The sequence below is a fragment of the Streptomyces sp. NPDC048636 genome, from assembly GCF_040650655.1.
Classification (GTDB): Bacteria; Actinomycetota; Actinomycetes; order Streptomycetales; family Streptomycetaceae; genus Streptomyces.
Genome location: NZ_JBEZHR010000002.1, coordinates 37,177 through 52,036, shown reverse-complemented (window position 1 = coordinate 52,036; position 14,860 = coordinate 37,177). Strand labels below are relative to the sequence as shown.

General features: G+C 71.5%; 13 protein-coding genes. 7 read left to right on the top strand and 6 right to left on the bottom strand.

Going from position 1 to position 14,860, the window contains the following annotated elements; all coding sequences use genetic code 11:
* Positions 1-199 precede the first annotated feature (199 nt).
* The 5 genes from AB0C66_RS06120 to AB0C66_RS06100 all read left to right on the top strand — a co-directional run bounded on the left by AB0C66_RS06120 (position 200) and on the right by AB0C66_RS06100 (position 6,805).
* On the top strand, positions 200-1,540 hold the full coding sequence (locus AB0C66_RS06120) for an extracellular solute-binding protein (RefSeq protein WP_362433526.1): 1,341 nt from the start codon (positions 200-202) through the stop codon (positions 1,538-1,540).
* Positions 1,537-2,493, top strand: a complete 957-nt coding sequence (locus AB0C66_RS06115; protein ID WP_362433524.1) for a sugar ABC transporter permease — start codon at positions 1,537-1,539, stop codon at positions 2,491-2,493. Before AB0C66_RS06120 ends, AB0C66_RS06115 begins: the two co-directional genes overlap by 4 nt.
* Before the next feature lie 72 nt (positions 2,494-2,565).
* On the top strand, positions 2,566-3,486 hold the full coding sequence (locus AB0C66_RS06110) for a carbohydrate ABC transporter permease (RefSeq protein WP_362433522.1): 921 nt from the start codon (positions 2,566-2,568) through the stop codon (positions 3,484-3,486).
* A 62-nt stretch (positions 3,487-3,548) separates the two neighbouring features.
* Positions 3,549-4,976: a GH1 family beta-glucosidase gene (locus AB0C66_RS06105; RefSeq protein ID WP_362433520.1), complete on the top strand. Its 1,428-nt coding sequence runs from the start codon at positions 3,549-3,551 to the stop codon at positions 4,974-4,976.
* 182 nt (positions 4,977-5,158) lie between these two features.
* Positions 5,159-6,805: a ubiquinol-cytochrome c reductase cytochrome b subunit gene (locus AB0C66_RS06100; RefSeq protein ID WP_362433518.1), complete on the top strand. Its 1,647-nt coding sequence runs from the start codon at positions 5,159-5,161 to the stop codon at positions 6,803-6,805.
* A 71-nt stretch (positions 6,806-6,876) separates the two neighbouring features.
* Here the strand turns inward: AB0C66_RS06100 and AB0C66_RS06095 are convergent, their stop codons facing one another.
* The 3 genes from AB0C66_RS06095 to AB0C66_RS06085 form a co-directional block, all read right to left on the bottom strand.
* Positions 6,877-7,986 (bottom strand): chitinase, encoded by a 1,110-nt coding sequence (locus AB0C66_RS06095; protein WP_362433515.1) that lies wholly within the window; start codon positions 7,984-7,986, stop codon positions 6,877-6,879.
* A gap of 115 nt (positions 7,987-8,101) precedes the next feature.
* Positions 8,102-9,481, bottom strand: a complete 1,380-nt coding sequence (locus AB0C66_RS06090) for a HAMP domain-containing sensor histidine kinase (protein WP_362433512.1) — start codon at positions 9,479-9,481, stop codon at positions 8,102-8,104.
* Positions 9,478-10,215 (bottom strand): response regulator transcription factor, encoded by a 738-nt coding sequence (locus tag AB0C66_RS06085; RefSeq protein ID WP_362433510.1) that lies wholly within the window; start codon positions 10,213-10,215, stop codon positions 9,478-9,480. Before AB0C66_RS06085 ends, AB0C66_RS06090 begins: the two co-directional genes overlap by 4 nt.
* A gap of 42 nt (positions 10,216-10,257) precedes the next feature.
* Here AB0C66_RS06085 and AB0C66_RS06080 point away from each other — a divergent pair, with 42 nt between their 5' ends.
* Positions 10,258-10,794 carry a hypothetical protein gene (locus tag AB0C66_RS06080; protein ID WP_362433508.1) on the top strand — a complete coding sequence of 179 codons (537 nt, stop codon included), beginning with the start codon at positions 10,258-10,260 and terminating at the stop codon, positions 10,792-10,794.
* Between the two features lie 63 nt (positions 10,795-10,857).
* On the opposite strand, the gene AB0C66_RS06075 is transcribed toward AB0C66_RS06080, so the two are convergent.
* The gene (locus tag AB0C66_RS06075) at positions 10,858-11,748 is read right to left on the bottom strand and encodes a fused MFS/spermidine synthase (protein ID WP_362433506.1); all 891 of its coding nucleotides are present in this window, start codon (positions 11,746-11,748) and stop codon (positions 10,858-10,860) included.
* 61 nt (positions 11,749-11,809) lie between these two features.
* Positions 11,810-12,256, bottom strand: a complete 447-nt coding sequence (locus AB0C66_RS06070) for a hypothetical protein (protein WP_362435506.1) — start codon at positions 12,254-12,256, stop codon at positions 11,810-11,812.
* Positions 12,257-12,547: 291 nt separating this feature from the next.
* Between AB0C66_RS06070 and AB0C66_RS06065 the strand changes: the two genes are divergently transcribed.
* Positions 12,548-13,927: a tetratricopeptide repeat protein gene (locus tag AB0C66_RS06065; RefSeq protein WP_362433504.1), complete on the top strand. Its 1,380-nt coding sequence runs from the start codon at positions 12,548-12,550 to the stop codon at positions 13,925-13,927.
* A 103-nt stretch (positions 13,928-14,030) separates the two neighbouring features.
* Here AB0C66_RS06065 and AB0C66_RS06060 read toward each other — a convergent pair whose 3' ends face one another.
* Positions 14,031-14,624 carry a histidine phosphatase family protein gene (locus AB0C66_RS06060; protein WP_362433502.1) on the bottom strand — a complete coding sequence of 198 codons (594 nt, stop codon included), beginning with the start codon at positions 14,622-14,624 and terminating at the stop codon, positions 14,031-14,033.
* Between the last annotated feature and the right edge of the window lie 236 nt (positions 14,625-14,860).

Sequence of the window (14,860 nt, the reverse complement as noted above, 5' to 3'; positions counted from 1 at the left end):
TTGGGAGCGTTGTTTCGCGCGATCTCTTGACACCCCCACGGCGAGCCGCGACCCTTCAACACATCAATCTGGGAGCGCTCCCACACTACCTGAGCCATACACAAGCCGCACGTTCCCCGCCCGAGCCGAGGCAACTCAAAGTCCCACGTATGCCCGCCTCTTGGCCGGGAGCGGTACGTCAGGGTGCGAGGAGGACGGAATGCGCACGTGTTCAGGAAGAGCGGTGGGGCACCGGCGGCGGATGGTGGCCCTGCTGGCCGCGGCGGCCCTCGGCGCCGGGCTGCTGACCGGCTGCGCCGACGACGGCGACGACCCCGCCGGAGCCTCCGGAGGCGGTGACGGAAGCGGCAGAACCACCGTGACCGTCGGGGTCTTCGGCGTCTTCGGCTACAAGCAGGCCGGGCTCTACGACGCGTATATGAAGCTCCACCCGGATATCCGGATCAAGGAAACCTCGATCGAGCGGAACGAGAACTACTACCCCCAGCTCCTCACCCACCTCGGCTCGGGCAGCGGACTCGCCGACATCCAGGCGGTCGAAGTGGCCAACATCAACGAGGTCACCACCACCCAGGCGGACAAGTTCATTGATCTTTCGAAGGCGAAGGGGGTGAAGAAGGACAGCTTCATTCCTTGGAAATGGGCGCAATCCACTACCAAGGACGGCCGGACGATCGGCCTCGGAACCGATATCGGCCCCATGGCGATCTGCTACCGCAAGGACCTCTTCCGCCGGGCCGGACTGCCCACCGACCGGAAGAAGGTCGCCGAGCTGTGGGCGGGCGACTGGCAGAAGTACCTCGACACCGGGGAGCGCTACAGGAAGAGCGCCCCGGGCGGCACCGCCTTCGTCGACTCGGCGGCCGGGGTCTACAACGCCGCGGTCTCCAGCAGCGCCCAGCGCTACTACGACACCGGCGGCAACCCCGTCTACCAGGACAGCCCGGGGGTCAAGGAGGCGTGGCGCATCGCCACGGCCGCGGCGAAGGGCAATCTGACCGCCCGGCTCCAGCAGTTCCAGAAGACCTGGGACCAGGCATACGCCAACGGCCGGTTCGCCACCGTCTCCTGTCCGCCGTGGATGCTCGGCTATATCAAGGAGAAGGCCGGGCCCAAGGCCGAGGACCAGTGGGACGTGGCCGCCGCGCCCCGGCCCGGCAACTGGGGCGGCTCCTTCCTCGCCGTACCCCGCGCCGGGAGCCACACGGACGAGGCGGTGAAGCTGGCCGCCTGGCTGACCGCGCCCGAGCAGCAGGCCACCCTCTTCGAGAAGCAGGGCAGCTTCCCCAGCTCCCGGGCCGCGTACGAGCTGCCGCAGGTGGCCGGGGCCAAACATCCGTACTTCGGTGGCGCGCCGATCGGCGCCCTGTTCAGCGCGGCGGCCGAGGGCATCCCCACCCAGGTGCTGGGCCCCAAGGACTCGCTCATCCACCAGAACATCACCGATGTCGGACTGCTCCAGGTCGATCAGCAGGGCAAATCCGCGGACGAGGGCTGGAAGGCCGCCGTCCGCTCCATCGACAACGCCCTGGATCGGTGACGGCGCTCACCGCGGCGCGTGCTCCCGCCGAGGAGCGCCGCCGCGCCCGGCGCAGCCGCCGCCACCGCCGGGACATCCGCTGGAGTCCGTACGCCTTCATCGCCCCGTTCTTCCTCTTCTTCACCGCCTTCGGACTGTTCCCGCTGCTGTACACGGGCTGGGCCTCGCTGCACCGGGTGGAGCTCACCGATCCCACCCATATGGAGTGGGCGGGGCCGCACAACTACGCGCGGCTGTGGGAGGACGAGTTCTTCTGGAACGCGCTGCGGAACACCTTCACCATCGGGGTGATCTCCACGGTGCCGCAGCTGCTGATGGCGCTCGGTCTCGCCCATCTGCTCAACTACCGGCTGCGCGGCTCGATGTTCTTCCGGGTCGCGGTACTCACCCCGTACGCCACCTCGGTCGCGGCGGCGACCCTGGTCTTCGTGCTGCTCTTCGGGCGGGACTACGGGATGATCAACTGGGCCCTGGGACTGGTCGGGTTCGACGCGATCGACTGGCAGAACGGCTCCTGGACCTCGCAGTTCGCGGTCTCCACGATCGTGATCTGGCGCTGGACGGGGTACAACGCGCTGATCTATCTGGCGGCGATGCAGGCCGTGCCCAGCGATCTGTACGAGTCGGCGGCGCTGGACGGGGCCTCGCGCTGGCAGCAGTTCCGCCATGTCACGATCCCCTCGCTGCGGCCCACGATCCTGTTCACGGTGGTCGTCTCGACGATCGGCGCCACCCAGCTCTTCGGTGAACCGCTGCTGTTCAACGGGGCGGCGGGGGCCACCGGCGGCGCCGACCACCAGTACCAGACGCTCGGCCTCTATCTGTACGAGCAGGGCTGGGTCAATCTCCACCTGGGCCGGGCCTCCGCCATCGCCTGGACGATGTTCCTCATCCTGCTGCTGATCGCCGCCGTGTACGGGCTGATCGGGCGACGGCTGCGGAAGAGCCGGTGAGGGCCGTGCGGCGGGCCCTGCCGAGACCAAAGACCCATCCGACGAAGCCGAAGAGGAAGGCGAGGGAGTGCCATGACCGCCACCGTGCCGTCCCGTCCGGCGGCTGACCCCGCGACGGCGTCCGCATCGCGTTCCGCGCCCCCGGCCGCGCGGGGCCGCGGCCGGGCCGGGCGCCAGCTGCACGGCGGACCGGTGACCTACGCCGTGCTGATCCTCTTCACCGCGGGCTCGCTCTTCCCGCTGGTGTGGACGGCCGTCGCGGCGTCCCGCAGCAACACCCGGCTGGCGGAGACCCCGCCACCGTTCTGGTTCGGCGGGAACCTCGCCAGGAACCTGGAAATAGCCTGGACCGACGCCAATATGGGCACGGCGCTGCTCAATACGACGGTGGTGGCGGGGACGATCGCGGCCGGGACCGTGCTGTTCTCGACCATCGCCGGGTTCGCCTTCGCCAAGCTGCGGTTCCGGTTCAAGAACGCGCTGCTGCTGCTCACCATCGGGACGATGATGGTGCCGCCGCAGCTGAGTGTGGTGCCGCTGTATATGACCATCGCCGAACTGCGCTGGACCGACCAGCTCCAGGCGGTCATCCTCCCCACCCTGGTCAGCGCCTTCGGGGTGTTCTTCATGCGGCAGTACCTGCTTCAGGCGCTGCCGTCCGAACTGGTCGAGGCGGCGCGGATGGACGGGGCGAGCAGTCTGCGGATCATCTGGCATGTGGTGTTCCCGGCCGCGCGTCCGGCCATGGCCGTGCTGGGCATGCTCACCTTCGTCCAGGCGTGGAACGACTTCTTCTGGCCGGTCATCGCGCTCACCCAGAACGGCGACCCGACCGTTCAGGTGGCACTGACCGGTCTGGGCCGTGGCTATATCCCCGATCAGTCGGTGATCATGGCGGGTGCGCTGCTCGGCACCCTTCCACTGCTGATCGCCTTCGTCCTCTTCGGCAAACAGATCGTGGGCGGCATCATGCAGGGCGCCGTCAAGGGCTGAATTTCCCCTTCTCTCCTCTCGAACCGTCCGGACCATTCCCTCGTACGCTTGGGAGCGCTTCCATGACACTCGCCTTTCCGCCCGGATTCCTGTGGGGCGCGGCCACGGCCGCCTATCAGGTCGAGGGCGCCGCGCAGAAGGACGGCCGCACCCCGTCCATCTGGGACACCTTCAGCCGCACCCCCGGAAAGGTGCTCGGCGGTGACACCGGCGATATCGCCGCCGACCACTACCACCGCTACCGCGAGGACGTCCGGCTGATGGGCGAGCTGCGGCTGGGCGCGTACCGCTTCTCGGTCTCCTGGTCCCGCGTCCAGCCCACCGGTCGCGGCCCGGCCGTCCAGCGCGGGCTGGACTTCTACCGCTCCCTGGTGGACGAGCTGCTGACGGCGGGCATCCAGCCGGTGCTGACCCTCTACCACTGGGATCTGCCGCAGGAGCTGGAGTCCCGGTTCCGCGGCGGAGGCGCGGCGGGCGGCGGCTGGCCGGAGCGGGAGACGGCCGAGCGGTTCGCCGAGTACGCCGGGATCGTGGCGGGCGCGCTCGGCGACCGCGTGGACTTCTGGACCACGCTGAACGAGCCCTGGTGCAGTGCCTTCCTGGGCTACGGCTCGGGGGTGCACGCCCCGGGGCGCACCGAGCGGCTGGCCCCGCTGCGCGCCGCCCACCACCTCAATCTCGCCCATGGCCTGGGCACCCAGGCGCTGCGCGCCGCACTGCCCGCCCGTGCCCGGATCGCCATCAGCCTCAACCCGGCCGCGGTGAGACCGCTGACCGGGAGCCCGGCGGACCTGGACGCGCGGCGGCGGATCGACGCGCTGGCCAACCGGGTCTTCACCGGGCCGCTGCTGCGCGGCGCGTATCCGAAGGACCTGATCGAGGACACCCGGTCCGTCACCGACTGGGGTTTTGTCCACGACGGCGATCTGGCGGTCATCAGACAGCCGCTGGACGCGCTGGGCATCAACTACTACACCCCGGCCCTGGTGTCCGCCCCGGCCGGTGATGAGCCCGCCGGGCGTCATGACGGCCATGGCGCCAGTGCCCACTCCCCCTGGCCCGGCTCGGAGGACGTGGTGTTCCACCAGCCTCCGGGGGACCGCACCGAGATGGGCTGGTCGGTGGATCCGAGCGGGCTGTACGACCTGCTGATGCGCTACACCCAGGAGGCTCCGGGGGTGCCGCTCCACATCACGGAGAACGGTGCGGCGTACGACGACAAGCCGGACGCGGAGGGCCGGGTCCACGATCCGGAGCGGATCGGCTACCTGCGCGGCCATCTGGCGGCGGCGCACCGGGCGCTGGCCGACGGCGCCGATCTGCGCGGCTATTTCCTGTGGTCCCTGATGGACAATTTCGAATGGGCCTACGGCTACAGCAAGCGCTTCGGCGCGGTGTATGTGGACTATCCCTCCCAGACCCGCATCCCGAAATCCAGCGCCCGCTGGTACGCACGGGTGGCGGAGACGGGTGAGCTGCCGGCGGAATAGCGCTCGGAAACCGCGCTCGAGGACCGCACCCGGCCCGAGTGGATGTTCGACCGATTCCCGGCTTCCCCGGACCACGCGTATGCCGCGTTTCTTCCCACGTTTCCTCCAACATTTCCGCCAAAGGGGCTAGCCGCGCCCGGCGGGCGCGGGCGGGACGGGGGAGGGACTGGTAAATCCGAAACATGAGTGCATCCCCGGGGCGCCGGCAGAGGGTCCACGACGACGGCTCCGCCCGGACCAGACCGGTCGGCAAGGGCGAGGCCCTCGCCGACTGGGCGGACGGGCGGGTGGGCCTCTTCAAGATGGCCAAGGCCAATCTGCGGAAGGTCTTCCCGGACCACTGGTCCTTCCTGATCGGTGAGATCGCCCTCTACACCTTCATCATCATCATTCTCACCGGTGTCTATCTGACCCTGTTCTTCGAACCATCGATGAACGAGGTCGTCTACCACGGCCGCTACACCCCGCTCCAGGGCATCCGGATGTCCGCGGCCTTCGAATCCACCCTGGACATCAGTTTCGACGTCCGTGGCGGACTGCTGATGCGGCAGATCCACCACTGGGCGGCGATCCTGTTCATCGCGAGCATGCTCGTCCACATGATGCGCACGTTCTTCAACGGCGTGTTCCGCAAACCGCGTGAGATCAACTGGCTCTCCGGCGCCGGACTGCTGATCCTCGGTATGTTCGACGGCTTCATGGGCTATTCACTGCCCGACGATCTGCTCTCCGGAACCGGTCTGCGCTTCATGGAGGGCGCGATCCTGTCGGTGCCCATCGTGGGCACCTACATCTCGTTCTTCCTCTTCGGCGGGCAATTCCCCGGCGATGTCATCGTGCCCCGTCTGTTTACCGTGCACGTGCTGCTGATCCCGGGCATCATGCTGGGGCTGCTGGCGCTCCATATGATGCTGCTCGTCTATCACAAGCACACCCATCACCCGGGGCCCGGCCGGAGGAACATGAACATCGTCGGGCCGCCGCTGTGGCCGGTCTATGTTGCCAAGTCCGGCGGCTTCTTCTTCCTGGTGTTCGCCATCACCGCCCTGATGTCGGCCCTCGCCACCGTCAACCCGATCTGGGCCTACGGCCCGTACCGCCCCGACCAGGTGTCCACCGACGCCCAGCCCGACTGGTACATGGGCTTCTCCGAGGGGCTCATCCGGCTGATGCCGGGCTGGGAGATCAGCCTCTGGGGCCATACGCTCGTCCTCGGCGTCTTCATCCCGCTGATGGTCTTCCCGACGGTGCTGCTCGTCATCTGGCTCTATCCGTTCCTGGAGGCGTGGGTCACCGGGGACAGACGCGAGCACCACCTCAATGAGCGTCCGCGCAACGCCCCGACCCGTACCGGCTTCGGCGCCGCCTGGGTCGCCCTCTACATCGTGCTGCTGATCGGCGGCGGCAACGACCTGGTCGCCACCCACTTCCATCTGTCGATCAACACCATCACCTGGGCCTGCCGGATCGGCTTCTTCGTGGCGCCGGTCGTGGTGTTCCTCATCACCAAACGGATCTGCCTGGGCCTTCAGCGGCGCGACCACGAGAAGGTGCTGCACGGCCGGGAGACCGGGATCATCCAGCGGCTGCCGCACGGCGAGTACACCGAGGTGCATGAACCGCTGTCACCGGGCGAGCGGTACACCCTGACCTCGTTCGACCAGTACCGGCCGCTGGAGCTGCCGGCCGCGGTCGACGAGTCGGGGGTCGAGCGGAAGCTGACGCGCAAGGAGCGGCTGCGGGTCCGGCTCTCCCGGGCCTACTTCGGCGAGTACGGCCAGATCACCAAGCCCACGCGCGAGGAGTACGAGCGGCAGCACCATCCCTAGCGGACCGGCCGGAACCGGCCCCCGGGGCGCGTCCCCGGGGGCCGGTCGCGTGGTCGGGGGTGCGCCCGGCGTCAGCCCCGGTACGCGCCGAGCGCCTCGGAGAACGCGAACTCCTCCTGCTCGACCGAACTGCACGTGGGTGACGCGGAGTTCTGGGAGCCGCCGGGGCACCGCTTGTCACGGGTCGCGGACCACATGGACAGCCAGCCGAGCTTCTTGGACTTGGCGAAGTCCACCAGCTGCTCGGCGTCGGCCACCGTGAAGATCTCGGTGGCCACGTCATTGACGCCGATCATCGGCGTCACCGCGACGGTCCGCCAGGCCGCCGTGTCGCCCAGCCCGAGGGCGTCCTTGATCTGCCCCTGGGTCGCGGTGGCCGCGTCGATCGCGTACTGGCCCATATCGCCGTCGAAGGAGGCGCCGTAGTCCATCGCCATGATGTTCACGGCGGAGACCTTCACCCCGTTCTTCTTGGTGTCGGCCACCAGCTTGACGCCGTCCGGGGTGAGCCCGGTCGGCATCACCGGCAGGGTGAAGGAGACATCCAGGCCGGGGTGGCTCTTCTGGAGGGCGGCGATGGCCCGGGCACGGCGGGTGTTGGCGGCCGTGTCCGGCAGCGCGGCGCCCTCGATGTCGAAGTCGACCTTGGTGAGCTTGAAGGTGTCCACGGCCTTGGCGTACGCCGCGGTGAGCTGATCCACCGAGGTGCAGACCAGCCCCAGTTCGGAGCCGGAGGCACCGCCGAAGGAGACCCGGACATCGCCCCCGGCCGCGCGCAGCGTGCCTATCTGCCGGGCCACGGCGTCGCCTTCGAGGTCGGTGACACCGCCCCACTTGGGCGTACAGCCGCCACCCGAGGTGAGGAAGGCGAGGTTGAACTCCTTCACGCCGGTCTTCTTCGCCGCGCCCACCAGGTCGAAGGCGGGCGAGAGCGAGGTGTCGACGTACGGGGCGAAGCCCGCGGCCGCCCGGGGCGTCTTCTCGGCCTTCTCGGCCTTCTTCGCCTTGGCCGCCTTCTTCGCCTTCCCGTGCTGGGTGGCGGTGTGCTTCTGCCCGGCGACGGTTCCGGCGTTCGCCGCACCGCTGAGCGCGAACGCCGCGCCGCCGGCCACCGCGGCGGCGGCCACCGCTCCGATCACCTTGCTGCTCCGGCTCACCGTGCGACGGTGCGTAGTGCTCATCAGCTGCCTGCCTTCGGCGTACGGGGGTGGGGGTGGGGGTGCGGGCAGCACGCTAGCGGGACCGAAACGGGCGAAAGCCCTGTTCCGGGCGCGGGTTGCGCTTCTTATGGCGCCCTTAAGGAGCCCATCGGGGGCGATTAAGCCGGGCCCGGCGGCGGCTGCCGCGGCGCCCCCGTACCGCCGCGGCGTCGCCCTGGAGCGAGAGCCAGACCCGTACCTCGGTACCGCCCAGCACCGAGCGCCCGATGCGCAGATCGCCGCCGGTGGACTCGGCGACCCGGCGCACGATGTCCAGTCCGAGCCCGGTCGAACCGGGTCCGCCGTCGCCATGGCCGCGGCGCAGCGCCTCCTCCGGATCCTCGATCCCGGGGCCCGCGTCGGAGACCAGCACGATCACGCTGTCCTCGCCGTTGTGGACGTCCACGGCGAACGCGGTGCCCTCGGGGGTGTGCCGGAAGACATTGCCGAGCAACGCGTCCAGGGCGGCGGCGAGTTCGGGGCGGGCGACCGGGACCCGTACGGTGCGGTCGACCCCGGCCAGCCGTACGGTGCGGTCCTGGTCCTCGGCGAGCGCGGACCAGAAGTCCATCCGCTCCCGGATCACCTCGGAGACATCACAGCCGGAGGGGGCGTGCGCCTTCTGCTGCCGCGCGGTGCGGATGATCTGGTCGACCTCGCGCTCCAACTGGGCGACGGCGGCCCGGGTCTGGTCGGCCGCCGGGCCGTCGCCGAGCGAAGCTGCGTTGAGGCGCAGCACGGTGAGCGGGGTGCGCAGCCGGTGGGAGAGGTCGGCGGCCAGCTCACGCTCCCCGGCCAGCAGCTGGACGACCCGGTCGGCCATGGAGTTGAACGCCACGGCGGCGGAACGGAGTTCGGACGGCCCCTCCTCGGGGACACGTACCCCCAGTTCGCCCTGGCCCAGGTCATGGGCGGCCCCGGCGAGCCGTTTCGCCGGGCGCACCAGCCGGGTGCCCAGCCGGTCCGCGGTGGCCACGGCGCCCACGATGAGGGCGAGACCGACCCCGGCCAGCACCAGCCAGGAGGTGGTCACCCCGCTGGTGACCACGGCACGCGGTACGTACACCTCCACCACCGCGACCTGAGCGGTGCTCAGCGCGGTGGGCTGGAGCAGTGTGTAGCCGCCGGGGACCTCGGAGACCGAGGACCGGCCCAGTGTGCGGGCGGTGGCCAGGTCGCGGCGGTCGGCCCGGCTCTCGCCGAGGTCGTAGCCGCTGCCGCGGCTGCCCGGCACATCGGGGACATGGACCGCCAGTCGGCCGTCCCCGCCCGCCTGGGTGCTGGCCACGGCGCGCTGGAGCCGGGCGCGTTCGGTGGTGATGGCGAGCGCCGGGCCGATCTGGGCGGCCTGCCGCTCGGCGTCCGCGAACGCCCGGTCGCGCGCCAGCTCCTTGACGACGAGGCCGAGCGGTACGGCGAAGGCGACCACGACCATGGCGGTGACGGCCAGGCAGACCTTGACCAGGGCCCATCTCACCGGTGCTCCCGATGCTCCCGGTGCTCGCCGTTCTCCCCGTTCCGCTCGGGGGGCTCCAGTTTGACCCCGACACCGCGCAGGGTGTGGAGATAGCGGGGGCGGGCGGCGGTTTCGCCCAGTTTGCGGCGCAGCCAGGAGAGATGGACATCGATGGTCTGGTCGTCGCCGTAGGACTGCTGCCAGACCTCGGCCAGCAGCTCCTTACGGGGTACGACCACACCGGGGCGTCCGGCGAGGAAGGCCAGCAGATCGAACTCGCGCCGGGTGAGGTCGAGTCCGGCACCGTCCAGGGCGGCCTGGCGGCGCAGCGGGTCGACGGTGAGACCACCGACCCGGAGCACCCCCGAGGGCGGCGGCTCACCGGCGGCGGTGGCCCGGGAGCGACGCAGCACGGCGGCCATCCGGGCCGAAAGGTGCGCCACGGAGAAGGGTTTGACGAGGTAGTCGTCGGCACCGTCGTTGAGCAGCCGGACGATCTCCGCCTCGTCGTCCCGCGCGGTCGCCACGATGACCGGGACATCGGTGATCCCGCGCAGCATCTTGAGCGCCTCGGCGCCGTCCAGGTCGGGCAGGCCGAGATCCAGGATGACCAGGTCGAAGCCGATCTGCGCCACCTCGCGCAGCGCCTCCAGCGCGGTCCCCACACTGCGGACCGTGTGGGACGCCTCGGTCAACTGCCGGATGAGGGCCGAGCGCACGAACTGGTCGTCCTCGACGACGAGCACACTTGCCATGAGCGGCACCGTACGCCATCCGGGTGAGGCAGGATGGGGGGAATGCGAAGAGGTCTGGTCCAATGCCTGGCGTGGGTGCTGGCCACGGGAGCCGCGGTCACGCTGTCCTGGTTCGGCGTGCGTACGGTGCTGACCGGCACGGCGTACGATCCGCCGCGCGCGCTGACGATCGCGGGCGCGGACCGGTCGGCCGAGGAGGAGCGGGCTTCCTCGACCCACCAGCCCGAACCGCCCTCGCCGCCCGCGAATTCGCCGTCCGCGTCCCCGCCGTCCGGCAGCTCCTCGGCGCCGCCTTCGCGCGGGACGAAGCCGGATCCGAAGCCGCGGGCGACGAAGGAGTCGAAGCCGGACGAGGGCGGGAATGTCCGCGGCTATCCGGTGCGGGGCGGCCGGGTGGTCTTCGACATCCGCGACTCCTGGGCGGATCTGGTCTCGGCCACTCCGGACAGCGGCTGGCGGATGCAGGTGTGGAAGCAAACGCAGTGGATCCGGGTGGACTTCGTCTCGGGCGCGGACACCACATCGGTCTTCTGCACCTGGCATGACGGCCCGCCCCGGGTCCGGGTGGACGAGCCCTGACGCCGCGCCTGCGCCGATCCGGTCTCCGGTGCCGGTCTCCGGTGCCGGTGCCCGTCGTCGATGTCAGTCGAAGACCTCGGGCGGCGGGGCCGGGGAGGGCGCCGCGGTGGCGTCGGTGACCGGCGCCGCGCCACCGGTGAAGTCCTCCAGCGCCCGGCCGTGTTCGACCCGGGCGGGGTGCGGGTCGCTCGCGGCGCGCCGGGTCAGCTCGGCCAGCGGCAGCTCGCGGTCGGCGGCCAGCAGCACCGCGTTCCCGAAGCGGCGGCCACGCAGCACGGCGGGGTCGGCGGTCAGACACACCTCGGTGAACACCGCGCGGGTGGTGGCGATCTGGGCCCGAAGATGGGCCAGCGGCGGACCGTCGGCGACATTGGCGGCATAGGCCCCGCCGGGGCGCAGCACCCGCCGCACCTCGCCCAGGAACTCCACACTGGTCAGATGGGCGGGGGTGCGGCCGCCGCCGAAGACATCCGCCATGATCAGGTCGGCCCAGCCGTCGGGAATCTTGGCCAGCCCGGCGCGGGCGTCGGTGGAGCGCACCCGTATCCGGTCGCCGGGGCCGAGCGGCAGCTCACGCCGGACGAACTGGACGAGCGGCCCGTCGATCTCGATGACCTGCTGGGTGGAGCGTGGACGGGTGGCCGCGATATAGCGGGCGAGGGTGAAGGCGCCGCCACCGAGATGGACGGCGTGCAGCGGACGGCCGGGCGGCGCGGCGAGATCGGCGATATGGCCGAACCTGCGCTGGTACTCGAAGCCGAGGCGGGCCGGGTCGTCCAGATCCACATGCGACTGCGGTTTGCCGTCCAGCAGCAGGGTGAAGGCGCGCGGGTGATCGCGGTCCGGCACCAGCTCGGCGAGCCCCCCGTCCACGGGTGCCACGGCCGGTTCGGGGGTGCGCCCCCGGCCCGCTCCGCGCCCGTGCGCCGCTCGCTTGTGTGTGCCTCTCGCCATGGGCCCCAGTATGCGTCCGGCCACCGACAGCGGCCGATCCGGTCACCGGGGGATCACTGATTCACTGGCAGCGGTCGACGGCCTCGATGGTGCGGGCCGCCGCGCCGAGCGCCGCCCGCAGTTCCGCCGGGTCGGTGGCCACGGTGTACGCGGCGTCCGGCGGCACCAGCCAGCCGGTGCCGATGCCCGGGGGCTCGTCCGGGGCGCGGACCGGCGTACCGGGCGCGGGATCGCGTCCGGCACCGGCGTCGCTTCCGGCACCGGCGTCGCTGCCGGGCGCGGGGTCGCTCCCGGGGCCGGAACCCGCGCCGAAGTTGATCCGTATACCGCGCCCGGAGGTCTGGGTGCAGTCGCTGCCCGGCAGATCCCAGCCGTCCGCGGTACCGGGCGGCACCAGGAAGCCGAGGGTGTCACAGGCGGTGTCGTGCAGTACGGGGCCGAGGCCGTCGCACGCACGACGCAGGATGTCCACCGCCTCCAGCCCCTGCCGGGCGGGCACGGTGACCAGATCGCAGTCCTGGCGCGGGGGATGGTGATGGTGAGCGGTGCGCGGGGGATGCTGGGCAGTCGTCCGCGAGCGGCTGGTATCCACTCCGGCCTCCCTCTTCATCGGGTTGCAAGGGGTTCAACGCCCGGACGGTGTCAACGGCTACGGCCGAATGCCGCCGTAAAGGATGGCAGTTCATGGCAGATCATGGGCGACATGTCCCATTTGCTGGAATTTCCCCGGTGTTGTGGATCTCACAGCCGGTACGGTGCTCCCCCGCCCACCTGGCAGTACCCAAGGGAGAGGCTGCATATGACGCCGCTTCCAGCTCCGTCCCTCCGGCCGAACGACGCGTTCCGGCGGCTGCGGGGACCGCTCTCCCCCGCCGAGTTCGCGGCCTCCGTACGCCGCGCCGCCCGTGAGATCGGTGAACAGGTCTCCTGCGACGCCCGCTATATCGGCCGGGTCGAGTCCGGGGCGATCCGCTGCCCCAACTACGCGTACGAACGCGTCTTCCGCCATATGTTCCCCGGCCGCTCGCTGACCGATCTGGGCTTCGCCTCCCGGGAGTCGGTCCGCGGCCACGGCGCCCGCCACGGAGCGGGCACCGTCCCCGCGCCCGCGCCCGGGGCGGGGGCGTCCATCGACGTCTTCGAGGAGAGCGAACTGCTACGCCGTGCCTTCATGACCAGCGGGGCGGCGGCCGCCGCCGTGGCCGCGACCCCGCTCGTCCCCGCGGCCCCGACCCCGCTCGTTCCCCCGCCCCGGCGGTCCGGGCGCCGGGTGGGCGAGGCGGAGGCAGCCGCCGTGGAGGAGGCCGTGCGCCGGATCCGGGTGCTGGACGACCGGCACGGCGCGGACACCCTCTACAGCCACACCGCCACCCCGCTGAGCGCCGCCTACGCCCTGCTGGACGCGGGCGGCTACAGCCGCTCGGTCGCCGAACGGCTCTACGCGGGCGCCGGTGAACTGGCCATCTCGGTGGGCTGGCTGGCCCACGACTCCGGCCGTCTCTCCGACGCCCGCTCGCACTACGCCGAGGCGCTGGCCACCGCGCGGGTCAGCGGCGACCCCGCCCTGGAGGCCCACGCCTTCTGCAACACCGCCTTTCTGGCGCGCGACGCGGGCCGCCCCCGCGAGGCGGTCCGGGCGGCCCAGGCGGCGCAGCGGGTCGCCGAACGGCTCTCCTCCCCCCGGCTGCTGTCCCTGCTGGCGCTGCGCGAGGCGGGCGGCTGGGCCTGGCTCGGCGACCGCGGCGGCTGCGAGGCGGCCCTGCTGCGCGCCCAGACCCTGTTCGGCCGCGGGCCCTCGGACGGCGACCCCGAGTGGATGAGCTTCTACGGCGAGGCGGAGCTGGAGGGTCTGGAGGCGCAGTGCTGGTCCGCGCTGGGCGACTGGGGGCGGGCCGCCGATCACGCGCGCCGCGCGGTCGCGCTCCAGGACCCCCACTTCACCCGCAACATCGCGCTGTTCACCACCGAGCTGGCGGCCGACCTCGCGCACGACGGCGCGCCGGACGAAGCCGCCGCCGCGGCGGGCCGCGCCCTGCGGCTGATGGACCAGGTCACCTCGTCCCGCATCCGGCGGATGCTCGACGACACCGCCCGGCGTCTGCGCCCGCACGGCGCCGTGCCACCGGTCGCGGACTTCCTGGACCACTACGAAACGGCCACCCGCCCGCAGCGAGTCTGAGACCGTCCGGTCCCCACGGGCCCCACCCATCCGGCCACGGCCGGAGCGGCGGCACCCGCGAGGGCGCCGAGCCGGGGGCGAGGTCCCGGGGGCCCTGGGGGCGTCAGGTCAGGTGGCCGGTGTCGTTCCAGCGCTCGATGGCCGGTTCGCCGTAGGCCCAGCCCAGGAGGGACAGCGACGTCGGGTCCAGCCGGATCCGGGACGCGAAGGAGATGTCGTAGCCGAGCCAGCGCGCCCCCAGGGTGCGCAGGATGTGGCCGTGCGCGAAGACCAGCACATCGCGGTCGGCCGAGCGCGCCCACTCCACCACCGCGTCCGCGCGCGCCGCGACCGCCTCCCGCGCCTCGCCCTCCGGGACGCCGTCGCGCCAGATCAGCCAGCCCGGCCGGGCGGCCGCGATCTCGGCCGGGGTCAGCCCCTCGTAGGCGCCGTAGTCCCACTCCAGCAGCGCGTCCCACTCCTGGGCCCGGTCGCCGAAGCCCGCGAGCTCACAGCTCTCCTTGGCGCGGGCGAGCGGGCTGGTGCGTACCTCGGCGTCCGGCAGCCCGGCCCACGGCGCGCGGTGCAGCCGCTCGCCGAGGAGCGTGGCGCCGCGCCGCCCCTCGTCGAGCAGCGGGATATCGGTGCGGCCGGTGTGCTTCCCGCACCGCGACCACTCCGTCTGTCCGTGCCGGGCCAGCAGGATGCGTGGTGCCATGGGTGTGCCTTTCAGCGGATGTGCCACCACGGCGCGCCGCCGTGCCCCGTCGCACACCGCCGCCCGCGGCATGATACGAACGCGGGTGCGGACCGCGCTCGGTCCGCCGGCTCCATCATCGCTCACTCGTTCGTGAGGCAACCCGCGGGGCGATCCCGGCGTCTTCCCCCTCGCGCATACGTCCGCCGGGGACCAGGGGGCGTGGCGCCCCCGCCGCCACCGGGGCATTTCGGGGG